The following is a 21,358-nucleotide window of genomic DNA, read 5'->3' as shown; positions in this document are numbered from 1 at the left end:
TTATGCGTCGATGTGCAGGCAGTGTAGCGGGCGGCGCGGCGGCCGGCAGCGGCAATGGAATGAACTGCGCCGAGCGCGGCATGGAATGCATGGCGCACGGATGAACGCACGGTTTTACCGCACGTTCATCTCCTCGAGCAGGTTGTCGGCATGGTCCACCTTCTCCATGTTCCACAGGATGTAGCGGATGTCGACCTGGATGTCGCGCGTGGCGCGCGGATCGAAATCCCAGTCGGAGATGATGGAATCGAGCGTGCCGTCGAACGCGAGGCCGACCAGTTCCCCGCGCGCGTTCAGCGCGGCCGAACCCGAGTTGCCGCCCGTGATGTCCAGCGTGGCGAGGAAGTCGACCGGCACGGTCTTCAGTACCGGATCGGCCCAGCGGCCGAAGTCGCGCGCGCGGATCGCGGCCAGCTGCCGTTCGGGCGCGTTGAATTCGCCGGTGCCCGTGTGCTTGGCGACGACGCCCTTCACGGTCGTGAACGCGGTCCAGGACCCGGTGCCGTCGGCGCCGTAGTCGCGGCCCTTGACGTTGCCGAAGGTGACGCGCAGCGTCGAGTTGGCGTCCGGGTAGACGGCCTGGCCGCGACCGTTCATGTAGGCGATCTTGGCCTTCATGTAGCCGGCGTAGGCCTGCTGGATATTCCCCGCCAGTTCGTCCTCTTCCGCCTCGCGCCGCGCGTCGGCGTCGTACATCGCGACGGCGGCCTTGATGAAGCTGTCGTTGCTGGCCCTGAAGTCCTGCGGGGTCTTCGTCAGCCACGCCGTGCGCACGTCCTTGTCCTGCAGCCGCGAGCCGGCGTAGACGCGGTCGAGCAGCGCTTTCAGGTCGGCCTCGCCCATGCCCGGCTCGATGCCGAGCGCACTGTCGAATGCGGCGTCGTGCTGGTCGAGCGGCTGCGCGTCGTACTGCTTCAGGAAGTTCAGCACGAGGGCCTTGTCGACCTTCTCGTCGTACGTGCGGTCCTGGCCGCCGATGACGGACGCCAGGCGCGCCAGGTCGCGTTCCTGGTAGCCCGACTTGCGCAGCGCATCCGGCTTCGCGCGCTCGTTGGCGAGGCGGTACAGGGTGCGCGCCGCGTTCAGGAAGCGCGGCATCGAATAGCCGAGGAAGAATTCGCGCCGGGTCTGCGCGTCGCGCCGGGCGATCAGCCGTTCGGCCGCCTCGATGGCTGCGCCGAATTCCGCCTTGCGCCGCGGGTTCGCATCCACCCAGGTTTTCAATGCATTGTGCTCGGCCGTCTTGCGCGCGAGGATGTCGCTGCCCTGGTAGCTGGCGAGCATGCCCTTGCGGTTCTTGTAGTAGTTGTTGACGCTGGCGATCTGGCCCGCGTACTTGAGGCGCATGGCCGGATCGTTCTTCGTTTCGCGCTCGATGACGGCCAGCGTCTCGCCCGCGGCCTTCACGTAGGCCGGATAGTTCCAGTCGAACGTGAACGCCACTTCGGACGGCAGGCGGTGCCGGTTCGTGCGGCCCGGGTAGCCGAGGGCCATGACGAAATCGCCCTCGCGCACGCCGCCTGGCGCGATCTTCAGCCACACCTTGGGACGGTACGGGACGTTGTCCCTGGCGTAGTCCGCGGCCTTGCCGTCGCGGCCGACGTAGGCGCGATAGAAGCCGTAGTCGCCCGTGTGGCGCGGCCACATCCAGTTGTCGGTGTCGCCGCCGAACTTGCCGATGCCGACCGGGGGCGCGTGCACGAGGCGCACGTCGCGGATCTCGAGCTGCTTGATGCGGTAGAACGCGAGGCCGCCGTAGAAGCTCGCCACCGTGCAGCGGTAGCCGGCGTCCCGCTCGCATTCGGCGACGAGGGCTTTCTGGTTCGTCTCCATCGCGTCCAGGCGCGCCTTGCCCGTGAGCCTGGCGACGTCCGGCGTGATCACGCGCCGGCTGACGTCGGCGACGTCCTCGGTGACGAACACGCGGCTGCCCGGCGCGGCCGGCAGTTCATCGGCCATCGTCCGCGCGAGAAAGCCGTCGGCGAGGAGGTCGCGCTGCGGCGTCGAGTTGACGGCCACGCTGTTGTACACGCAGTGGTGGTTCGTGATCACGAGGCCTTGCGGCGACACGAACGAGGCCGAGCAGCCGCCCAGGCTGACGATGGCGCCCATCGGGAAGCCGGTCAGCCGGGTGAGGGTCGCCGGATCGAGTTCGAGGCCGTCCGCCTTGAGCTGCTTCGCGACTTGCGGCAGCTGCTGCGGCATCCACATGCCTTCGTCGGCGTGCGCGGCGCAGGCGGCCAGGAGGACAAACGGAAGCAGGGATGTGTACATGGCCCGCTTCATAGTTGCGCCCCGATCAGGTCCGCCAGCATGCCGCCGATCTTTTCCGTGAACGGCCGGTTCTGCCAGGCCTGCAGGCTCACTTGGCGCGCGTGCTTCCAGTCGTCTTCGAAGACAGCCTCCTGCTGTTTCGCGAAGCCGGCATCGAGCACGTTCAGGTTCGCTTCGTCGTTGAGGATGAACGAGCGGTTGTCGAAGTTGGTGGAGCCGACCGAGACGAGGAGCGAATCCACGACCAGCGCCTTCACGTGGTACATCGTCGGCTGGTATTCGGCCATCTTGACGCCGGCCGCCAGCAATTCTCCCCAGCGCTCGCGCGACGCGGCGCGCACGATGTCGGAATCGATAACCGGCCCCGGCGTGATGATGCGCACGTCGACGCCGCGTTTCGCCGCCGCGACGAGTGCCTTGAGGGCCAGCTCGTCCGGCACGAAGTAGGAATTCGACAGGTGGATCGTGTGGCGCGCGGCCGTGATCGCGAGCAGGTACATCAGGTGCATGCTCTCGCTGCCGCCCGTGGGCGAGCTGGAGAACATCTGCGCGGGCATGTCGCCTTGCGCGACGAGCGCCGGGAAATAGTCGGGGCCGTCGAGCACGGCGCCGGTCGCCTTCGTCCAGTTGTCGTTGAACACGGCCTGCATCTGCCCGACGACGGGACCTTCGACGCGGAAGTGGGAATCGCGCCAGTGGTTGGGGTCCTGGGCGTGGCCGCGCCATTTGTCGGCGATGCCGACGCCGCCCGTGAAGCCGGTCTTGCCGTCGACGATCAAGAGCTTGCGGTGCGTGCGGTTGTTCAGGCGCGCCAGCTTCCACCACACGGGCTTGTGATAGCGATGCACTTCCACGCCGGCGCGGCGCATCTCGTCGAGCGCGGCCTCGCCGATCTTCATGCTGCCGATCCAGTCGAGCAGCACGTGCACCTTGACGCCGGCGCGCGCCCGTTCCGACAGCGCTTCCGTGAACTCGCGCCCGATCGTGCCTTCCCAATAAATATAGGTTTCGAAGCTGATCGACTTCTGCGCCGAGCGGATCGCGTCCAGCATGGCGGGAAAGATCTGGTCGCCGTTGAGCAGCGCTTCGACCTTGTTGCCCTCGATGATGGGCGGGCCCAGCAGCACGCCGAGCGAGCGGCGGAACTGCGGGTCGCTCGTGTCGTATTGCCGGGTCAACTGCGTGTCGATCTTCTTTTCGCCGGGCGAAAAGTTCAGCACGAGCAAGCCCGCCACGAGCGTGGCGATGCAGGTGATGAGGACGACGATGGAACGTTTGATGCGCATGAGCTCGGATTCCGGACGTAAAAAAACCAACGCCATGCGACGTTGGTTTTCAAAGTGGGGCTTGCACCTGTTTTAGCGGACGCGGCCGCGACGGAGCAGATTCACGATAGCGAGCAGGATGACGGCGCCCAGGAAAGAGACCAGCAGCGACGACACACTGAAGTCATCGGAGTTGATGGTGCCGCTGCCGAACAGCGGAGACAGCAGCCAGCCACCCAGGAAGGCTCCCACGATACCGACCACGATATTGAGAATCATGCCTTGCTCAGCATCCGTCTTCATGACCATGCTGGCGAGCCAGCCGAGCACACCACCGACAACGATCCAGATAATGAATAACATGTTGAGTCCTCCTCAAGTTGGAAAAAACATACTCCAGGCCAATTGATTGCCGAGGCCATGTGCAAAGTCTAGTGATGCACACCCCCCGGGGTCGGTGCGTTGCCGAACGTTAGACGCGCAAACCGCGCGTGCGTTCTCTTGTGATGCGGAATGTCCTGTACTGGGTGCGTCAGCGAACAGAAGCGCACTGCTCGGCAGGCATATCGTTTAAGCCACTTTGCATCAAGTGAACCGCGACACCCCGGACCGATTCGATTACTGAAAGGAATTTCATCATGGCCATTTTCGACACGACGACGACAGAGCAGAACAAGCAGAACCGCATGGTCACCGGGCTGTTCCCCGACCGCGCCAGCGCGGAGCGTGCGTACAACGCAATTTCGACCCGCGGCTATACGAAGGACGACGTCAACCTGATGATGTCGGACACCACCCGCAAGACCCATTTCGCCGACACCGAGACTGAACTGGGCAGCAAGGCCGCCGAGGGCGCCGCTGCCGGCGCCGGCATCGGCGGCACCATCGGCGCCGTGCTGGCCGGCGTGGCCGCCATCGGCACCACGCTCGTGATCCCGGGCGCGGGCCTCGTCGTCGCCGGTCCGCTGGCGGCGGCCCTGGCCGGCGCGGGCGCGGGCGGCATCACCGGCGGCCTGATCGGTGCACTGATCGGCGCCGGCATCCCGGAAGAACGCGTCAAGCACTATGAGGAAGGCATCAACAACGGCGGCATCGTGATGGGCGTGACGCCGCGCACGGATGACGACGTCGCCTACCTGAACCAGACCTTCGTCGACAACGGCGGCTCGCACGTGATCGGCACCGGCATCGGCGCCGCCGCGGGTGCGGCCACCGGCGCCGCGCTGGGCGCGGTCGGTGGTCCGGTCGGCATGGCGGCCGGCGCCGCGATCGGCGGCATTGCCGGCGGCATGGCCGGCAAGGGCGTGGGCGAAGTCGTCAATCCGAAAGCGGGCGACGACCTGGGCGAACACTACCTGGCCAAGGGCACGGGTGCCGGTGCCGGCGCGGCAATGGGCGCGGCGGCGGGTTCCGTGGCCGGTCCGGTGGGCGCCCTGGCCGGCGCCGCGATCGGCGGCCTGGCCGGCGGCGCGGCGGGCCGTGGCGCGGGCGAAGTGGTGAATCCGCACAGCGAAGACCGCCTGCATGAACACAATCTGGCCCAGGGCACCGGTGCCGGTGCGGGCGCACTGGCCGGTGCGGCCATCGGCAGCCCGGCGGGCCCGATCGGCGCCGTCGCGGGCGCTGCCATCGGCGGTATCGCGGGCGGCATGGCCGGCAAGGGCGCGGGCGAGGTCGCGAACCCGAAACCGGGCGACGAGCTGCATGAGCACAACCTGGCCGGCGGCGTCGGCGCGGGCGGCGGTGCCGTGACCGGTGCCGCGCTGGGCGCCGTGGGCGGTCCGGTGGGCATGGCGGCCGGCGCGGCCATCGGCGGTATCGCCGGCGGCATGGTGGGCAAGGGAGCCGGCCACCTCGTCAATCCGACGGCGGAAGATGCCTACTGGCGCACCAACTACCAAACCCAGCCGTACTACGCCCAGGGCTACACGTACGACGATTATTCGCCGGCCTACGCGCTGGGCTACAACAACGCGCGCCGCTTCCCGAGCTACGACCTGGCCGAGCCGCACATGGCCGACGAGTGGGATCGCGTGAAGGGCCAGTCGCGCCTGTCGTGGGAGCAGGCCAAGTCGGCCAGCCGCGCCGCGTGGGACCGCGTGGAGCGTGCGATGCCGGGCGACCTGGACCGCGACGGCCGTTGATCGACCGGCGACGTAGGGTGGGCACCACGTGCCCACGCGTTCAACCGGCGCGTGAAATGGACGATACGTTGAATATGTCGATTCATACGCTGCCTGAACGCGTGGGCGGGGGCCGCCCACCCTACCGAAACACGTTGTTCGCCAAAAGAAAAAGCCTCGCGACGCGAGGCTTTTTTACGTTGGGATACGCTGCTTACTGCTTGACGGCTTCGACCTGGATGGCCAGCTTGACTTCCGGCTTGAAGCCCATCTTGACGCCGTAATCCACGCCGAAATCGGCACGGTTGAACGTGGCCGACGCGTCGGCGCCGCACACTTCGCGCTTGAGCATCGGGTGCTGGATGCACTTGAACTGGTTGATGTGCAGGGTGACCGGCTTGGTCACGCCGTGCAGGGTCAGTTCGCCGTTGACGGACGCCGGCACGTCGCCCTTGAACACGAGCTTGCCCTTGTAGGTGGCGGTCGGGTACTTGGCCACGTCGAACATATCCGGCCCCTTGGCGTGCTCGTTCAGCTTGGCGTAGCCGAAGTCCAGGCTCGTGGTGTCGATGGTGATGTCGACGGTGCCCGACTTGTTGGCGCGGTCCAGCACGATGGTGCCGTCGCTCTTGTCGAACTTGCCGCGCCAGTTGGATAGGCCGCCGAAGTGGTCGGCCTCGAAGCTCGGGTAGGTGTGGGCCGGGTCGACCTTGTAGGTGTCGGCGGCGAAGGCGGCGCTGGAAGCGAAGACGGCGGCGAGCAGGGCGAGGTGCTTGAATTTCATGAAAAACAGTCCTTTACGATGGGGTGTGGATTACTGTCCCGCAGCGACGCGGAATTTGATGACGACTTCGTCGGCGACCATGCTCGTGTCCTTCCACTCGCCTTCGCCGATGTTGAAGGCCAGCCGCCTGATCGGCAGCTGTCCTTCGAAAACCTGTCGGGTGCCTTCCGGCTTGATGGTGACCGGGAAGGTCACGTCCTGGACCCGGCCCTTGATGGTCAGCTTGCCCGAGACGGACAACTTGCCCGCGCCGGCCGGCTTGATCGCGGACGACACGAAGGTGGCCTTGGGAAACTTGGCCGAGTTGAACCAGTCCTTGCCGGCCACTTCCTTGTTGTACTCGGCCTCGCCGATATCGAAGCTGGCCGTGTCGATGTCGACGCGCGCCGTCGCCTTGTCCGGATGCGCGGCGTCGTAGTCGATCTGCGCGTCGAAACGCTTGAATTTCGATTCGACCGGCACGTTCATCTGCTTGAACACGGCCGAGACGCTGCTGTGCGCCACGTCGGTCTTGAGCGGCATTGCGCTGGCGATGAGGGTCACGCCGGCGAGTAATGCGGCAACTGAGGCGGCAAGGCTGCCACGGGTGAATGTCATGGTATCTCCTTCAGTGGGAACGGCCGGGCAGCATGCGTCCGAGCGTGCCGTCGCGGTCGATGATCTGGTGTTTCAGGGCGGCGACCACGTGCAGGCCGACGAGGCCGGCCATCGTCATGTTCAGCCAGTAATGGATCGGCTTCAGCGTGTCGGCCAGTGCCTTGTCCTTGGCGATCAGCACGGGCAGCTTGATCAGTTCGAAATAGACGACGGGGAAGCCGGTCGCCAGCGTATAAAAATAGCCGGACAGCGGCACGGCGAAGATCAGCACGTACAGCAGGTGGTGCAGGCCGTGGGCGGCGCCGCGCTGCCACGCGGGCATCGACGCGGGCAGCGCCGGCGGGCGGTTTTTCAGGCGCCACAGGAGGCGCAGCGTGGCCAGCAGCAGCACGGTGACGCCCGCCCACTTATGCCACGAAAAATATTTCAGCTTGGTGGGCGAGATGCCGGGCATGTCCGTCATCACGAGACCGAGCGTGAACGCCCCGATGATCAGCACGGCGATCAGCCAGTGAAGCACGATGGCGGTCGTTGTATAGCGCTGCATGGGTGGGTGTCTCCGATCAGTTAGTACGTGTTAGGACCAAATCTTACCAAGTTCGGCCTGGTTAAGCAGCCGGCATTTCCTTAAACACACTAGCACGACTTGCGCGCCGGCGTTGTTTTGCAATAGGGACACTTTACCTGTTCCAAATATCGTAAGGAAGCCATCCACACGGATAACTTTGTTCAGCAAATGGCACAATCCGTCGTTCGTGTACCAGCCCGAGCGGTGTGCGCGACAAAATCGCGGGGTCGTGAAGGTAAAATGTTGAAAAAATGGATTTATAAAAAATAATGGTTGGGAAATGATTATTTCTTTCGATAAGCGATGAACCAGATGGTTCCCGGAACCCATTGCCGCACGTCCGGCGTGGCCCTGCTGGTGGCCGCGCTGCTGCTGGCGCAGCCGGTCCATGCCGACGAGGGGGCGCGCCGGCCGGGCGGCGAGTTCGTCGACCTGTCGATCGAAGAGCTGGCGAACATCGACGTCACGTCGGTATCGCGCCGGCCCGAGCGCCTGCAGGACGCGCCGGCGTCCGTGTTCGTGATCACGGCGGAAGACATCCGCCGCTCCGGCGCCCGCACCCTCGTCGACGCCCTGAACCTGGCGCCCAATGTGCAGGTCGCGCGCAGCAGCAACACGAACGCGTTCATTTCCGCGCGCGGCATGAACGGCACGAGCAACAGCCCGGCCAACAAGCTGCTGGTGATGATCGACGGCCGGTCCGTGTATTCGCCGCTGTTTTCCGGCACGTTCTGGGACGAGCCGGACGTCATGCTGGAAGACGTCGAGCGGATCGAAGTGATCAGCGGCCCGGGCGGCACGCTGTGGGGCGTGAATGCCGTCAACGGCGTCATCAACATCACCACGCGCCACGCGCGCGACACGCAGGGCGACCTGCTCGTGCTGCGCGCCGACGACGACGGCGTCCAGGCCGCGTTCCGCCACGGCGCCGAGATGGACGGCGGCCATTGGCGCGCGTACGGCAAGGCGTTCCGGCTGGCGCACAGCGACCTGGCGTCCGGCCAGCCGATCGACGACGACTGGACGCAGGGCCAGGTCGGCTGGCGCGGCGACTGGGAACGCGGGTCGGAGCGGTTCAGCGTCAACGCCAACGCCTGGCGCGGGCGCGAGGGCCAGCCGGTGCCGGGCGTCATCGCGGCACCCGGCGCGAGCACGGGCCTGGACGATATCCGGCTGCACGGCGCCAACGTCACCGGGCACTGGGAGCACCTGATCGACGGCGGCGGCAGCGTGACCGCGCAAGCCTATTACGACACCCGCTACCGCCGCGTGCCGCCCACATTCGCCGACCGCGTGGACATCCTCGACGTGCAGCTGCAGCATGCGCTGGCGCCGGTCGGGCGCCACCGCGTCGTGTGGGGCGGGGAGTACCGCTACAACTGGGACCGCGTCGACAACAGCCGCTTCGTCGCCTTCCTGCCGGCCAGCGACAGGCAGGCCTGGGCCAGCCTGTTCGCGCAGGACGAGATGGCGTTGCGGGACGACCTGCGCGCCACCATCGGCGCGCGCTGGGAGCGCAATCCGTACACGGGCGCCGAATTCCTGCCGACCGTGCGGCTGTCGTGGCGCGCCACGCCGGCGCACGCGTTCTGGGCGGCCGTGTCGCGCACGGTGCGCGCGCCGTCGCGGCTGGACGTCGACGCCTACGTGCCCGGCGCGCCGCCCTACCTGCTGGCGGGCGGCCGGCAAGTGCGGTCCGAGACCGCGCGCGTGTTCGAACTGGGCTACCGCGGGCAGGCGGGGCAGCGCGTGTCGTATTCCGTGACCGCGTACCGCAACCTGTACGACCACCTGCGCACCCAGGACATCACCCCCGACGGACGCGCGATCGTGTTCGGCAACCTGATGGCGGGCCAGACGCGCGGCATCGAAGCCTGGGGCAACGTGCAGGTGAGCGAGTCGTGGCGCATCGCGGCGGGGGCGACCTTGCTGCACGAGGTGTTTTCGCTCAAGCCCGGCAGCGGTGACCTGGGCAGCGTGATGACGACGGGCCGCGATCCGGCCTACACGGCCCAGCTGCGCTCCAGCCACGCGCTCGGCGAGAAGCGCGAGCTGGAACTGGCCGTGCGCCGCAACGGCGCGCTGGGATTCCCGTACGTGCCGGCCTACACGGCCATCGACGCGCGGTTCGGCTGGCGGTTCGCGCCGGGGATGGAGTTATCGGTGATCGGGACGAACCTGAACGGCAGCCACGCGGAATACGGCGTGGTGCCCGTGCGCACCGAGGTGCCCAGGACGGTGGGGGTCAAGCTGACGTGGCAGAGGTGAAGAGGACGACTACTCAGTGAGAAACGTCGCCCCCGCGAAGGCGGGGGCCCAAGTTCTACGCGTTTCGACAGCTCATGCAAAATTAGGTTCCCGCCTCCGCGGGAACGACGTATCATTTTCTTTGCAGCGCTATCCGCGAAATGCTTAAATCGCCTTCGCCAGCTGCGCCGCCAGACCCGTGTAATTCGCCGGCGTCATGGCCAGCAGCAGGTCCTTGGCGTCCTGCGGAATCGCCAGCTTGCCGATGAATTCCTGCAGCGCGTCGCGCGTGATGCCCTTGCCGCGCGTGAGTTCCTTCAGCTGTTCGTACGGGTTCTCGATGCCGAAACGGCGCATCACGGTCTGCACCGGCTCGGCCAGCACTTCCCAGTTCGCATCGAGGTCCTGCGCCAGGCGCGCCGGGTTCACTTCCAGCTTGTTCAGGCCGCGCAGGCAGCTGTCGTACGCGAGCAGCGCGTAGCCGAAGCCCACGCCGATGTTGCGCAGGACCGTCGAGTCGGTCAGGTCGCGCTGCATGCGCGAGACCGGCAGCTTATCCGCCATGTGGCGCAGCATGGCGTTGGCCAGGCCGAGGTTGCCTTCCGAGTTCTCGAAGTCGATCGGATTGACTTTATGGGGCATCGTCGACGAACCGATCTCGCCGGCCTTCAGCTTCTGCTTGAAGTAGCCGAGCGAGACGTAGGTCCAGATGTCGCGGTTCAGGTCGAGCAGGATCGTGTTCGTGCGCGAGATGGCGTCGAACAGCTCCGCCATGTAGTCGTGCGGTTCGATCTGGATCGTGTACGGGTTGAACGTCAGGCCCAGGCGCTGCTCGATCACGTTCTTCGAGAACGCCGGCCAGTCGAAGCCCGGGTATGCCGACAGGTGCGCGTTGTAGTTGCCGACGGCGCCGTTCATCTTGCCGAGGATTTCCACGTCGGCGATGCGCTTCACCGCGCGCTGCAGGCGGGCGACGACGTTGGCGAATTCCTTGCCGAGCGTGGTCGGGCTCGCGGTCTGGCCGTGCGTGCGCGACAGCATCGGCAGGTCGGCGTTCGTGTGGGCGATCTCGGTCAGCCTGGCGATCACCGCCTGCAGCGACGGCAGCAGCACGCCGTCGCGGGCCGCCTTCAGCATCATGCCGTGCGACGTGTTGTTGATGTCTTCCGACGTGCACGCGAAGTGGATGAATTCGGAGGCCGCGACCAGCTCCGGCACATCCTTGACCTGTTCCTTCAGCCAGTACTCGACGGCCTTCACGTCGTGGTTGGTGACGGCCTCGATGTCCTTGATGCGGGCAGCGTCGGCGTCGGAGAAGCCGGCGGCGATCTTGTCCAGCAGGGCGGACGCTTGCGCGGAGAACGGTTTCAGTTCGGCGAAGCCGGCTTGCGACAGCGCCTGCAGCCAGGCGATCTCCACTTTCACGCGGTGGTGCATGAAGCCGGCTTCCGACAGGATGGGGCGCAGCTTGTCGGTCTTGGCGGCGTAGCGGCCGTCCAGGGGGGACAGGGCCGACAGGGTCGAGGAGGAGGCGGTAGAGGTCATGGGAGGCGGGAAGCGGTGAGTGCAAAAACGAGATTCTACCATCGGCGGCCTGGCCGGGATCGCTTTGTCAAGTCTCATTTGGCCACCGTTGCAAGCGGTTCCCTGCGTTCGGCGGGCGAAAGGCCGATGCTATACTGTCAGCCACTCCCCAATACTGAGCATTTATGAAACTCATCGGTTCCGTCACCAGTGCCTACGTGCGCAAGGCGCGCGTCGTGCTGGCAGAAAAAAAGCTCGACTATCAGTTCGAGCTGGAAAACGTCTGGGCACCGGAAACGAACATCGCGTCGTCGAACCCGCTCGGGAAAGTCCCGTGCCTCGTGATGGAGGACGGCAGCGCGATGTACGACTCGCGCGTGATCGCCGAATACCTCGACACGCTGACGCCCGTCTGCAAACTGCTGCCCGCGAACAGCCGCGACCGCGCCAACGTCAAGGTGTGGGAAGCGCTGGCGGACGGCGTGCTGGATGCGGCCGTGCTGGCCTTCCTGGAGCGCACGTGGCGCCCGGCCGCGCAGCAGAGCGAGGCCTGGTTCGACCGCCAGATGGGCAAGGTGCACGGCGGCCTCGAAGTGATGTCCGAGAACCTGGGCGAGCAGCCGTTCTGCATGGGCATCCATTACACGCTGGCCGACGTCGCCGTCGGCTGCACGCTGGGCTGGCTGGCGTTCCGCTTCCCCGACATCGCCTGGCGCGACACCTACCCGAACCTGGCGCGCCTGTTCGACAAGCTGTCCGAACGGCCGTCGTTCAAGGACACCGTGCCTTTCCTGCCGCAGTGAGCCCCCGATGATGACCGCGCGCATATCGACCATCGTCTTCGGCGAAGCCCTCGTCGACGAAGGGCCGAGCGGGCACGCGGTGGGCGGCGCCCCGTTCAATGTGGCGCGCCACCTGGCGGCCTTCATGGCGCCGCCCTTGATGATCACGCGCATCGGCGACGACCGCAACGGCGCCGCCGTGCGCGCCGAGTTCGAGCGCTTCGTGATTCCGGAATCGGGCCTGCAGGTCGACCCGATGGAAGAGACCGGCCGCGCCGTCGCCGAGCGCCAGGGCGCGGCCCACCGCTTCACCTTGCTGCCGCGCCAGGCCTACGATTTCATCGACCCGCAGGCGGCCGCCGCGAGCATCGCCGGCGCTGATCATGACTTCTTTTATTTCGGCACGCTGGCCCTGCGCGAGGAACGCTCGCGCCTGGCGCTGGCGGCCGTGCTGGAAAACACGCAGGCCAAGCGTTTCCTCGACCTCAACCTGCGGCCCGGACAGGCAACCGAGCCCATCGTCACGAAGGCGCTGACGGCGGCCGACGTCGTCAAGGTCAACGAAGAGGAATTACAAGCGCTGTTCCAGTGGTATTTCCAGATCGGCCCGGACGATGCGGCGCTGTCGACGGAAGAGGTGCACGCGGCCTGCCGCGCGTTGATGGACCGGTTTTCGCTGGAGGCGCTGATCGTCACGCTGGGCCACCGCGGTTCCGTGTACTTCGGCGCCGACGGCGGCTACATCGCCACCCGCGACAACCCGGTGCCGCCGTTCGTGATCGACACGACCGGTGCCGGCGACGCCTTTTCCGCCATCTTCATGCTGGGCCGCGCGCGCGGCTGGCCGCTGGAGCTGATCCTGTCGCGCGCCAACGAATTCGCCGGCGCGATCTGTGCCGTCACGGGCGCCGTGCCGGGCGACATCGGTTTCTACGACAAGTGGGTCGCGCGCTGGCGCCAATCCTGAAGGGGCGACGATAAACCTACTGCGCGTCGCCCTGTCGGCCTGCGATGCTCACCGTACTCAAGTACGGCTGCGCTTCTCGGCCAACATGGCTTCCGCTCGCTACGGTTTCTCGAGGCCCCTTAATGCTCGCTCTTATTCGCCCATCTGGGACTGCAGGTAATTCTGGATGCCCACCTTGACGATGAGGTCGAGCTGGGTTTCCAGCCACTCGATGTGTTCCTCGGTGTCTTCGAGAATCTCCAGCAGCAGGTCGCGCGACACATAGTCGTGCGCGATCTCGGCGGCGGCGATGCCTTCCTTGACCGTGACCTGGGCCGCGCGTTCCAGCTTGAGGTCGCATTCGAGCATTTCCTGCGTCGATTCGCCGATCAGCAGCTTGTGCAGGGCTTGCAGGTTGGGCAAGCCGTCCAGCATCAGGATGCGGTCGATCAGCCGGTCGGCATGCTTCATCTCGCCGATCGATTCGTCGTATTCCTTCTTGCCCAGCTTCGCGAAGCCCCAGTGCCGGTACATGCGCGCGTGCAGGAAGTACTGGTTGACGGCGGTGAGCTCGTTGGTCAGCTGCGCGTTGAGCAGCCGGATGATGTTGGGATCGCCCTTCATGATTGCCTTTGCGTGCGGTTGTTGTCCCGGCATCATAGCAAACCGCGCGGCAGGCGGGCAGGGGTGTGAATCGTTTGCCGGACCGTGCGCCGGCGGACGGCAACGGCGTGGCGTGCCGTGCACGCCGCCGCCACGGGAAATCAGATGGCGGCCAGCGCCAGCCCGCCTACCGCCAGCAGCGACACCGTACCGATCACGATGCCGACCGTGCGCCGCCGGTTGGTGAGCGTCCACAGCACGACGCCGGACAGCGACAGCAGGATGATGGAACCGGCCAGCGTATCCACGAGCAGGACCCACGCGGCGCTCATGCCGACGCCCTTGTGCAGGTTGACGAGGGTGCCGAAGACATTGTTTTCGGCGCGCTTGACGGTGACATAGCTGTTACCGACCCAATATTCAGCCTGGACATTGCCTGATGGCGAAGTAAAACTGGCGCTCCAGCGCGCCGGCTGGATCAGGGACTTGTCGCCCCAGGCGACGGCACGGGCGGCCTCGGCCTTCACGCGTCCGGGTTCCGGTTCCAGCCGTAGCGAACGCTTGAGCCAGACGGCCAGCGCCTGCGGACTGCCGGGTGCCGGACTCGGCAGGGGAACCTGGACCGTGGACTCCTGCGCCCGGACGGCGGGAATCCTGAGCACGGCGCGGTGGTTGAGCAGAATGCCGGTGCTGCCGAACAGCAGGCCGAGCACGGCGCCCCAGAGACCGATCCAACCGTGCGTCCTGCGCAGCCATTTCACGATGAGTGCTCGGCGCGAAGGCTGCGGGGGAGGCTGGACCGTAAAGGGCGCTCTTGGTGGACGGAACGGGATTACGGGCATGGGAGTGAAATCTGGGCGCATCGGAAGTCACATATTACCAAGACCGGACCGCGCATGGACAGTCGCACGCACGGATTGGGCGTAGCAATATTGGCGCCTTGTCTGCCTGTTATCACCCGCGGCGGCGGCGGGCCGGATCAGGCCGCAAGCCCGTCGTGCGGGGTGCGGCGCAGCTCGGTGACGACCGTCTTGCTTTCCAGGTGCTCGTGCATCACTTCGCGCGCATAGCTGACGCATTTGCCGCAGCAGGTGCCGACGCCGAGTTCCTTGTACAGGTCGGCCATCGACGTGAGGCCGAGGTCGACCGCCTGGCGGATTTCGCGGTCGGAGATGTTGTTGCAGACGCAGACGATCATGGACGGTTCCGTGGTGGGTGCATCACAGGCCATTGTTGTTTGGTCTATAATGCGAATCATTCTCATTACCCTTCGTATTCTGCGCAAATTAAATCCGGATTGCAAGCGTTTTTGTTGCGCCGTTGCGTTAAAACGATGCCGAGTGAGCAGAAGTGGACAAACCGCAAATAGAAATAATTCGCATTTAGGTTTATGATGTACCCATCCGTTAAAGCAGCGCACCACCACCGGGAAGCGACACCATGACTCTTGCACCCACCCTGACCACGCTCGACAGCCTCAAGGCCGGCCAGAGCGGCACCGTGATCCACCTCGCGCCGAACGCGCTCGGCAGCCGCGACGGCGGCATCGACGTGTCGCGCCGCCTGATGGAACTGGGCTTCGTGCCGGGCGAGCGCATCCGCATGCTCAAGCGCGGCCTGCCCGGCGGTCCGCTCGCGGTCAAGGTCGGCCAGTCGACGTTCGCCCTGCGCCGGTTCGAAGCGGCGCTGGTCTCGATCCAGCCGGAGTGACGGAACCGACATGGGAGCAGTAGAACAGCAGGTCCTGGCGGCCGCAAAAACGCCGCTCGTCGCCCTGCTGGGTAATCCGAACTGCGGCAAGACCGCCCTGTTCAACCGCCTGACCGGCGCGCGCCAGAAGGTCGCGAACTACGCCGGCGTCACCATCGAGCGCAAGGAAGGCAGCTTCATGCTGCCGGGCGGCCGTCCGCTGCGCGTGCTCGACCTGCCGGGCGCCTACAGCCTTGCCGCCCACACGCCGGACGAAGCGATCACGCGCGACGTCGTCGCCGGCCTGCGCGCCGGCGAGCAGACGCCGGATGCCGTCATCTGCGTCGTCAACGCGACCAACCTGCGCCTGAACCTGCGTCTCGTGCTGGAGATCAAGCGCCTCGGCCTGCCGATGGTGCTGGCACTGAACATGGTCGACGTCGCGAAGAAGCGCGGCATCGAGATCGACACGGCGCGCCTGGCGCGGGAACTCGGCATGCCCGTCATCGAGACCGTGGCCGTGCAGGCCGGCGGCGAGAAGGGCCTGCTCAAGGCGCTCGAAGCGATGCCGTTCGATACGCAGGCGAAGCCGAACCCGCTGTCCGCCATCGACGCCGTCCCGGTCGAGGAGACGCAGCGCGAGGTGCGCCGCATCATCGACGCGACGGTCAGCTTCGACAAGGACACCGGCAACCTGAGCGAGCAGATCGACCACGTCGTGCTGCACCCGGTGATCGGCCCGATCATCCTGGCGGCCACGATGTTCCTGATTTTCCAGGCCGTGTTCAGCTGGGCCAACGTGCCCATGGACCTGATCAAGAACGGCGTCGACGCGCTCGGCCACTGGGTCGGCGCCGCGCTGCCGGACGGCCCGCTGCGCGGTCTGGTCGTCGACGGCGTGTTCGGCGGCGCGGGCAGCGTGCTCGTGTACCTGCCGCAGATCCTGATCCTGTTCTTCTTCATCCTCGTGCTGGAGGATTGCGGCTACCTGCCGCGCGCCGCGTTCCTGCTCGACCGCATGATGGGCGGAGTCGGCCTCTCGGGCCGCGCGTTCATCCCGCTGCTGTCGTCGTTCGCCTGCGCGATTCCCGGCGTGATGGCCGCGCGCACGATCCAGAACCCGCGCGACCGCCTCGTGACGATCATGATCGCGCCGCTGATGACGTGTTCCGCGCGCCTGCCCGTGTACGCGCTCGTGATCGCGGCGTTCATCCCTGCCCGCGAACTGGGCGGCGGCATCAACCTGCAAGGCCTCGTGCTGTTCGTGCTGTACGCGGCGGGCATCTTCAGCGCGATGGGCGTCGCCTACTTCTTCAAGCGCACCGTCGGCGCCAAGGGCCACCAGCCGCTGATGCTGGAACTGCCCGCCTACCACTGGCCGCACCTGCACAATCTGGCGCTGGGCCTGTGGGAGCGCGCGCGCATCTTCATCACGCGCGTCGGCACCGTGATCCTCACCTTGATGATCCTCGTCTGGTTCCTGTCCAGCTTCCCGGGCGCACCGGAAGGCGCGACGCATCCGCCGATCTACTACAGCATCGCCGGCATACTGGGCCGGGCGCTCGCCGTCGTGTTCGAGCCGATCGGCTTCGGCTGGCAGATCTGCATCGCGCTCGTGCCGGGCATGGCGGCGCGCGAAGTGGCGGTCGGCGCGCTCGGCACGGTGTACGCGCTGTCGACGACGGGCGACGACGTGGCCGGTTCGCTGGCCCCGATCATCGCCGCCTCGTGGACCCTGCCGACGGCGCTGTCGCTGCTCGCGTGGTACGTGTTCGCGCCGCAGTGCCTGTCGACCCTGTCCGTCGTGCGCCGCGAGACGGGCAGCATGCGCTACGCACTGCTGATGGCCGGCTACATGTTCGCGCTCGCGTACACGGCCTCGTTCCTGACCTATCACATCGCACGGGCCGTGCTGGGGAGCTGATCGTGATTCAATACCTGATCGTCGGACTCATCGTCGCCCTGGCCGCGCTGTATGCGGCGGCCAAGTACCTGCCGAAGACGTGGCGCGAGAAGCTCGTCTACAAGCTGTCGCGCGGCACCGGCAAGGGCCGCATCGTGACGTGGCTCGGCACGGATTCGAGTTGCGGCAGCGGGTGCGATTCGTGCGGCACCTGCGAGACGACGCCATTGCCGGAGACGGATGCGAAGGGCCGCAAGGTCATCCAGGTCCACGTGCAGCGCTAAAACACCGTCGCCCCCGCGCAGGCGGGGGCCCAATTTTGCATGCATTTCGGTACGCTCAAAACTCGGGTTCCCGCCTGCGCGGGAACGACGGTTTTCAGGTCGCCGGCTTCCAATCCACGCCCACCATCTCCATCAAGCGCTTCGCATCGAACGGCGCCCTGACCTTGATGTCGTTGTCGAAGTAGCAGTACACATCTCCTTTCTTCGCCCACGCGCGGATGCGCGCGGCCCAGCGGGCCAGGGACGCGTCGTCGTAGCCGCTCGCATACAGCTCGTGCTCGCCGTGCAGGCGGATGTAGACGAAGTCCGCCGTCACCTCCTCGAATTCCGGCCACTTGCCGGCCGCATCGGCCACCACCACCGCCACGCCGTACTTGCGCAGCAGCGCGATGAAGGCGGGATCGCGGAAGCTCTCGTGGCGCACTTCGACGGCGTGGCGCAGCGGGCGCACGGCGTCGATGTCCAGCAGCGCGCGGCCTGCGACCTTGTCGTCGTGGCCGCGGGCGATATCGAGCGCACGGCCCGTGTCGTGCGGGAGCAGGCCGAGAAAATGTTCGACCTTGCCGGCGTCGAAGCGCAACTGCGGCGGGAACTGCCACAGGAAGGGCCCGAGCTTGTCGCGCAGCGCGAGCACGCCCGACGCGAGCACGTTGGCGAGCGGCGTCTCGACGCCGCGCAATTTGAGCATGTGGGTGAGGAAGCGGTTGCCCTTCACGGCGAACACGAAGCCGGGCGGCGCCGCGTCGTACCACGCCGCGTAGCTGGCGGGGCGCTGCAGCGCGTAGAAGGAACCGTTGATCTCGATGGAGGGCAGGAAGCGCGACGCGTAATCCAGCTCGCGCGCCTGCGCGAGGCCGGGCGGGTAGAACACGCCGCGCCACGGTGCGTAGCGCCAGCCCGAGATGCCGATGTAGATTGCGCCCATGCCGGCAGTCTAGGCCGGGCCCCGGCTCCGATCCGTGCGCTGGCGAACCGTGATCGTTCAGCCGGGGCGGATGCGCTGCGAACCACGCCGGCGCCACAGGCCGACGCCGCCCACGCCGGCCAGCAGCATCATCCACGCCGGCGCTTCCGGCACGGCCGGCACCGATTCCGTCCCGCCCAGCGCAGACGTCATGGTCAGCACCGTGGCGTCGGTCCAATACAGGTGGTGTTCCGCGTTGGCATAGGGATTGAACTGGTAGTCGTAGGCCAGCTGTCCCGTCGTGACGAGGTGGCCGCCGCCATATAAACCTTCCGGATCGCTGGACGTCTCGCTCACGCTGAACGCCAGGCCGCTCTCCGCGGAGAACGTGAAGCTGTCGGCGTCGCAGTGGTAGTACGCGTTGCTGCTCGCGGCGCACGCCACATAGTCTTTCGTGTCGACCAGCAGGGACGTCAGTTCGCCGCGTTCGAGGACGCCGTCGCCGTCGGCATCGACGCCGGTGAACGAACCGTCGATGCGCATGTCGGGCAGGAAGGCGCCCGCTTCCTGGTCGTAGAAGCCGGTGTAGCTGAAGCCCCAGTGGCTGGTCTGGGCGTGAGCGAGCGTACTTGCCAGCAGCAGGGCTGCGGCGGAAACGATGAACTTCATGACAGGACCTCGGTGATCGGCAACGATGAGCGTGCTGACAGCCTACCGTGCAGTCCGCGAAAGTCCTAAGGATTTAACATGTGTGTCGCCGGCCAGCCACAACGCATGACCCGGCCGGCGCCGCACCGCTTACTTCGCCGCCCGCACCACCGGCAGTTCGATCGCGCTCTCCAGCCCCGGCGCGTGATAGACGCGCTGCGTCGCCTTGCGATAATCGCCCGGCTTGGCGTAGAAGATGTTCGGCACGAAGGTCTGCGGATTGCGGTCGTACAGCGGGAACCAGCTGGACTGGATCTGCACCATGATGCGGTGGCCCGGCAGGAACACGTGGTCGACGTTGGGCAGGGCGAAGCGGTAGCGCTCGGCCTTGTTGGCGGGGATCGCGGCCGGCTTGTCCAGGCCCTGGTAGTAGCGGCCGCGGAAGATGTCCATCGCGATCGGCAGCTCGTAGCCGCCCAGTTCCGGCTGCGCCGCGACTTCGTCCGGGTACACGTCGATCAGCTTGACGACCCAGTCGCTGTCCGTGCCCGAGGTCGACGCGAACAGGTCGACCATCGGCTGGCCGGCCAGTTGCAGCGGCGCGGTGAGCGGGGTACTCGTGTACGTCAGCACATCGGTGCGGTCGGCATCGCCGCGCTGGTCGTTCACGAGCCACGGCTTCCAGACATTGGCGTCGTTCATGTGCACGGGACGCGGCACGAACGGCACCGGCTTGGCCGGGTCGGACACGTATTCGTCGAACGCGGCCGTCTTGTCGGCCTTGCCCTCGGCTTTCTCGAACGCGAGGCCGAAGCCCGGCTTCAGGTACAGCGGCGTGCTGGCCGGCGCGAGCGGCCATTGGTCGAGGCGGCGCCAGCGGTTCACGCCCGTCTGGTACGACCATACGGGCGGCGTGTCGAACGCGGGCGCGCCGTCCTTGAGATACTGGTTGAAGAACGGGAGCATGACCTCGCGGCGGAATTCGCGGGCCGTGTCGCCCGTGAATTTCAGCGCGCCCAACGTGGAGCCGTCGTAGTTGACGCCGCTGTGGCGCCACGGGCCGACCACGAGCGAATTCATCTTGTTGGTCTTGTCCTGCGGTTCGACGGCGGCGTAGGTCGCGTAGGCGCCGTAGATGTCTTCCTGGTCCCAGCGGCCGACGACGGTCATCGTCGGCACCTTCAACGGGCGCTTGGCGAGGATTTTATCCAGCGCCTGTTCCTGCCAGTAGCTGTCGTAGGCCGGATGCTCGAACAGTTTTTTCGTGAAGTTCAGCTGGTCGAGGCCGAAGATGTGGGCGAAGTCGGACGTGGAGCCGGCGCGCAGGTAGGCCTCGTAGTCGTCGTTGATGCCGGTGACGATTTTCTCGCCTTCGCCGCGCGCCGCGTTCTGGCCGGCGATGTAGGCGAGGTTCGTGTTGCGGAAGGCGCCGTTGTGGAACCAGTCGTCGCCGCGCCAGCCGTCGACCATCGGGCTCATCGGCACCGCCGCCTTCAGTGCCGGGTGCGGCTCCACGAGGGCCATCAGCACCGTAAAACCTTCGTAGGACGAGCCGACCATGCCGACCTTGCCGTTCGACTGCGGGATGTTTTTCACCAGCCAGTCGATGGTGTCCCAGGCGTCCGTGCTGTGGTCGACCGGCGTGTTGTTCAACGGGCCGCGCACGGGGCGCGTCATCACGTAATCGCCTTCCGAACCGTATTTGCCGCGCACGTCCTGGAACACGCGGATGTAGCCGTTCTCGATGAAGGCGTCGTCGCCGTCGCCGAGGATCGAGGCGATGTGCGGGCTCTTCATGCGGCTCGCGCGGCCCGAGGCGTTGTACGGGGTGCGCGTCAGCATGATCGGCGCCTTGCCGGCCATGACGCTCTTCGGGATCACGATCACGGTGTGCAGCTTGACGCCGTCGCGCATCGGGATCATGACCTCCTGCTTGACGTAGTCGGCGTTCGGGACCGTCGCGGTGAATTTGTCGGCCGGGATATCCGGCGCCATCGCTGGCGTCTGGGCGTGCGCCGCGCTGGCGAAGGCGGCGGCAAGCAAGAGGGAAAGGGCGGACAGGGATGGCAGGCGGTGACGCGACATTGGATTGTTCTCCACGGGACGGTTGAATGAGCAACCTTGGGTAAAAGTTGCAACAAAGCATAGTACCGAAGCGTGGAAAAGTCTGCAAACGTACCGGGGTCAGAGCCCGATTTTGGGCAATTGCCAAAAATC

The 21,358-nt window shown here is 66.2% G+C and carries 20 protein-coding genes; 7 read left to right on the top strand and 13 right to left on the bottom strand.

What is annotated here, in order from left to right; translation table 11 throughout:
• Nucleotides 1-114 precede the first annotated feature (114 nt).
• From U9J41_RS15765 to U9J41_RS15755, 3 genes are all read right to left on the bottom strand, one after another.
• On the bottom strand, nt 115-2,274 hold the full coding sequence (locus U9J41_RS15765) for a S46 family peptidase (protein WP_322403134.1): 2,160 nt from the start codon (nt 2,272-2,274) through the stop codon (nt 115-117).
• A gap of 8 nt (nt 2,275-2,282) precedes the next feature.
• Nucleotides 2,283-3,560 (bottom strand): cardiolipin synthase, encoded by a 1,278-nt coding sequence (cls, locus tag U9J41_RS15760; protein WP_322403133.1) that lies wholly within the window; start codon nt 3,558-3,560, stop codon nt 2,283-2,285.
• A gap of 72 nt (nt 3,561-3,632) precedes the next feature.
• Nucleotides 3,633-3,902, bottom strand: coding sequence for a GlsB/YeaQ/YmgE family stress response membrane protein (locus tag U9J41_RS15755; protein WP_056438592.1), 270 nt, complete (start codon nt 3,900-3,902; stop codon nt 3,633-3,635).
• Nucleotides 3,903-4,177: 275 nt separating this feature from the next.
• Between U9J41_RS15755 and U9J41_RS15750 the strand changes: the two genes are divergently transcribed.
• Nucleotides 4,178-5,683 carry a hypothetical protein gene (locus tag U9J41_RS15750; RefSeq protein ID WP_322403132.1) on the top strand — a complete coding sequence of 502 codons (1,506 nt, stop codon included), beginning with the start codon at nt 4,178-4,180 and terminating at the stop codon, nt 5,681-5,683.
• A gap of 193 nt (nt 5,684-5,876) precedes the next feature.
• Here the strand turns inward: U9J41_RS15750 and U9J41_RS15745 are convergent, their stop codons facing one another.
• Genes U9J41_RS15745 through U9J41_RS15735 form a run of 3 tightly spaced genes read right to left on the bottom strand, consistent with a single transcriptional unit; the run spans nt 5,877 to nt 7,590 of the window.
• Nucleotides 5,877-6,446: a YceI family protein gene (locus U9J41_RS15745; protein WP_056438586.1), complete on the bottom strand. Its 570-nt coding sequence runs from the start codon at nt 6,444-6,446 to the stop codon at nt 5,877-5,879.
• 30 nt (nt 6,447-6,476) lie between these two features.
• On the bottom strand, nt 6,477-7,043 hold the full coding sequence (locus U9J41_RS15740; protein ID WP_322403131.1) for a YceI family protein: 567 nt from the start codon (nt 7,041-7,043) through the stop codon (nt 6,477-6,479).
• A 10-nt stretch (nt 7,044-7,053) separates the two neighbouring features.
• Nucleotides 7,054-7,590, bottom strand: coding sequence for a cytochrome b (locus U9J41_RS15735; protein WP_322403130.1), 537 nt, complete (start codon nt 7,588-7,590; stop codon nt 7,054-7,056).
• Nucleotides 7,591-7,914: 324 nt separating this feature from the next.
• On the opposite strand from U9J41_RS15735, the gene U9J41_RS15730 reads away from it, so the two are divergent.
• A complete protein-coding gene (locus U9J41_RS15730) occupies nt 7,915-9,879 on the top strand; it encodes a TOL_0244 family TonB-dependent receptor (RefSeq protein WP_322403129.1) in 1,965 nt (654 codons plus the stop codon).
• A 144-nt stretch (nt 9,880-10,023) separates the two neighbouring features.
• On the opposite strand, the gene purB is transcribed toward U9J41_RS15730, so the two are convergent.
• Nucleotides 10,024-11,403, bottom strand: coding sequence for an adenylosuccinate lyase (gene purB, locus U9J41_RS15725; protein ID WP_322403128.1), 1,380 nt, complete (start codon nt 11,401-11,403; stop codon nt 10,024-10,026).
• A gap of 164 nt (nt 11,404-11,567) precedes the next feature.
• Here purB and U9J41_RS15720 point away from each other — a divergent pair, with 164 nt between their 5' ends.
• Nucleotides 11,568-12,185, top strand: coding sequence for a glutathione S-transferase N-terminal domain-containing protein (locus U9J41_RS15720; RefSeq protein ID WP_322403127.1), 618 nt, complete (start codon nt 11,568-11,570; stop codon nt 12,183-12,185).
• 7 nt (nt 12,186-12,192) lie between these two features.
• Nucleotides 12,193-13,131, top strand: coding sequence for a PfkB family carbohydrate kinase (locus U9J41_RS15715; protein ID WP_322403126.1), 939 nt, complete (start codon nt 12,193-12,195; stop codon nt 13,129-13,131).
• A 132-nt stretch (nt 13,132-13,263) separates the two neighbouring features.
• Here the strand turns inward: U9J41_RS15715 and bfr are convergent, their stop codons facing one another.
• The 3 genes from bfr to U9J41_RS15700 all read right to left on the bottom strand — a co-directional run bounded on the left by bfr (nt 13,264) and on the right by U9J41_RS15700 (nt 14,911).
• Nucleotides 13,264-13,734: a bacterioferritin gene (gene bfr / locus U9J41_RS15710; RefSeq protein ID WP_322403125.1), complete on the bottom strand. Its 471-nt coding sequence runs from the start codon at nt 13,732-13,734 to the stop codon at nt 13,264-13,266.
• 140 nt (nt 13,735-13,874) lie between these two features.
• A complete protein-coding gene (locus U9J41_RS15705; RefSeq protein ID WP_425260533.1) occupies nt 13,875-14,555 on the bottom strand; it encodes a PepSY-associated TM helix domain-containing protein in 681 nt (226 codons plus the stop codon).
• 137 nt (nt 14,556-14,692) lie between these two features.
• On the bottom strand, nt 14,693-14,911 hold the full coding sequence (locus U9J41_RS15700; protein WP_056438559.1) for a (2Fe-2S)-binding protein: 219 nt from the start codon (nt 14,909-14,911) through the stop codon (nt 14,693-14,695).
• A 242-nt stretch (nt 14,912-15,153) separates the two neighbouring features.
• Between U9J41_RS15700 and U9J41_RS15695 the strand changes: the two genes are divergently transcribed.
• Genes U9J41_RS15695 through U9J41_RS15685 form a run of 3 tightly spaced genes read left to right on the top strand, consistent with a single transcriptional unit; the run spans nt 15,154 to nt 17,589 of the window.
• Nucleotides 15,154-15,423: a FeoA family protein gene (locus tag U9J41_RS15695; protein WP_056438557.1), complete on the top strand. Its 270-nt coding sequence runs from the start codon at nt 15,154-15,156 to the stop codon at nt 15,421-15,423.
• A 10-nt stretch (nt 15,424-15,433) separates the two neighbouring features.
• Nucleotides 15,434-17,326 (top strand): ferrous iron transporter B, encoded by a 1,893-nt coding sequence (feoB, locus tag U9J41_RS15690; protein ID WP_322403123.1) that lies wholly within the window; start codon nt 15,434-15,436, stop codon nt 17,324-17,326.
• Nucleotides 17,327-17,328: 2 nt separating this feature from the next.
• Entirely contained in the window at nt 17,329-17,589 is a 261-nt protein-coding gene (locus U9J41_RS15685) for a DUF6587 family protein (RefSeq protein WP_322403122.1), read from the top strand.
• 94 nt (nt 17,590-17,683) lie between these two features.
• On the opposite strand, the gene U9J41_RS15680 is transcribed toward U9J41_RS15685, so the two are convergent.
• The 3 genes from U9J41_RS15680 to U9J41_RS15670 all read right to left on the bottom strand — a co-directional run bounded on the left by U9J41_RS15680 (nt 17,684) and on the right by U9J41_RS15670 (nt 21,226).
• Nucleotides 17,684-18,514 (bottom strand): DUF72 domain-containing protein, encoded by an 831-nt coding sequence (locus U9J41_RS15680; protein WP_322403121.1) that lies wholly within the window; start codon nt 18,512-18,514, stop codon nt 17,684-17,686.
• A gap of 57 nt (nt 18,515-18,571) precedes the next feature.
• Complete coding sequence (locus U9J41_RS15675) at nt 18,572-19,162, bottom strand: PEP-CTERM sorting domain-containing protein (protein ID WP_322403120.1); 591 nt, start codon at nt 19,160-19,162, stop codon at nt 18,572-18,574.
• Between the two features lie 129 nt (nt 19,163-19,291).
• Nucleotides 19,292-21,226, bottom strand: coding sequence for a CocE/NonD family hydrolase (locus tag U9J41_RS15670; protein ID WP_322403119.1), 1,935 nt, complete (start codon nt 21,224-21,226; stop codon nt 19,292-19,294).
• Between the last annotated feature and the right edge of the window lie 132 nt (nt 21,227-21,358).

This window comes from Massilia luteola (assembly GCF_034420155.1).
Taxonomy (GTDB): Bacteria; Pseudomonadota; Gammaproteobacteria; order Burkholderiales; family Burkholderiaceae_D; genus Telluria; species Telluria luteola.
This window is presented reverse-complemented; position numbering and strand designations above follow the sequence as displayed.

What these genes read in the sequence shown, in the direction of transcription:
- U9J41_RS15720 (WP_322403127.1), top strand. Translation starts at nt 11,568, where the DNA reads ATGAAACTCATCGGTTCCGTCACCAGTGCCTACGTGCGCAAGGCGCGC.
- U9J41_RS15740 (WP_322403131.1), bottom strand. Translation starts at nt 7,043, where the DNA reads ATGACATTCACCCGTGGCAGCCTTGCCGCCTCAGTTGCCGCATTACTC.
- U9J41_RS15765 (WP_322403134.1), bottom strand. Translation starts at nt 2,274, where the DNA reads ATGTACACATCCCTGCTTCCGTTTGTCCTCCTGGCCGCCTGCGCCGCG.
- U9J41_RS15745 (WP_056438586.1), bottom strand. Translation starts at nt 6,446, where the DNA reads ATGAAATTCAAGCACCTCGCCCTGCTCGCCGCCGTCTTCGCTTCCAGC.
- U9J41_RS15705 (WP_425260533.1), bottom strand. Translation starts at nt 14,555, where the DNA reads ATGCCCGTAATCCCGTTCCGTCCACCAAGAGCGCCCTTTACGGTCCAG.
- purB (WP_322403128.1), bottom strand. Translation starts at nt 11,403, where the DNA reads ATGACCTCTACCGCCTCCTCCTCGACCCTGTCGGCCCTGTCCCCCCTG.
- U9J41_RS15755 (WP_056438592.1), bottom strand. Translation starts at nt 3,902, where the DNA reads ATGTTATTCATTATCTGGATCGTTGTCGGTGGTGTGCTCGGCTGGCTC.
- cls (WP_322403133.1), bottom strand. Translation starts at nt 3,560, where the DNA reads ATGCGCATCAAACGTTCCATCGTCGTCCTCATCACCTGCATCGCCACG.
- bfr (WP_322403125.1), bottom strand. Translation starts at nt 13,734, where the DNA reads ATGAAGGGCGATCCCAACATCATCCGGCTGCTCAACGCGCAGCTGACC.
- U9J41_RS15715 (WP_322403126.1), top strand. Translation starts at nt 12,193, where the DNA reads ATGATGACCGCGCGCATATCGACCATCGTCTTCGGCGAAGCCCTCGTC.
- U9J41_RS15675 (WP_322403120.1), bottom strand. Translation starts at nt 19,162, where the DNA reads ATGAAGTTCATCGTTTCCGCCGCAGCCCTGCTGCTGGCAAGTACGCTC.
- U9J41_RS15680 (WP_322403121.1), bottom strand. Translation starts at nt 18,514, where the DNA reads ATGGGCGCAATCTACATCGGCATCTCGGGCTGGCGCTACGCACCGTGG.
- U9J41_RS15750 (WP_322403132.1), top strand. Translation starts at nt 4,178, where the DNA reads ATGGCCATTTTCGACACGACGACGACAGAGCAGAACAAGCAGAACCGC.
- U9J41_RS15730 (WP_322403129.1), top strand. Translation starts at nt 7,915, where the DNA reads ATGAACCAGATGGTTCCCGGAACCCATTGCCGCACGTCCGGCGTGGCC.
- U9J41_RS15695 (WP_056438557.1), top strand. Translation starts at nt 15,154, where the DNA reads ATGACTCTTGCACCCACCCTGACCACGCTCGACAGCCTCAAGGCCGGC.
- U9J41_RS15700 (WP_056438559.1), bottom strand. Translation starts at nt 14,911, where the DNA reads ATGATCGTCTGCGTCTGCAACAACATCTCCGACCGCGAAATCCGCCAG.
- U9J41_RS15735 (WP_322403130.1), bottom strand. Translation starts at nt 7,590, where the DNA reads ATGCAGCGCTATACAACGACCGCCATCGTGCTTCACTGGCTGATCGCC.
- feoB (WP_322403123.1), top strand. Translation starts at nt 15,434, where the DNA reads ATGGGAGCAGTAGAACAGCAGGTCCTGGCGGCCGCAAAAACGCCGCTC.
- U9J41_RS15670 (WP_322403119.1), bottom strand. Translation starts at nt 21,226, where the DNA reads ATGTCGCGTCACCGCCTGCCATCCCTGTCCGCCCTTTCCCTCTTGCTT.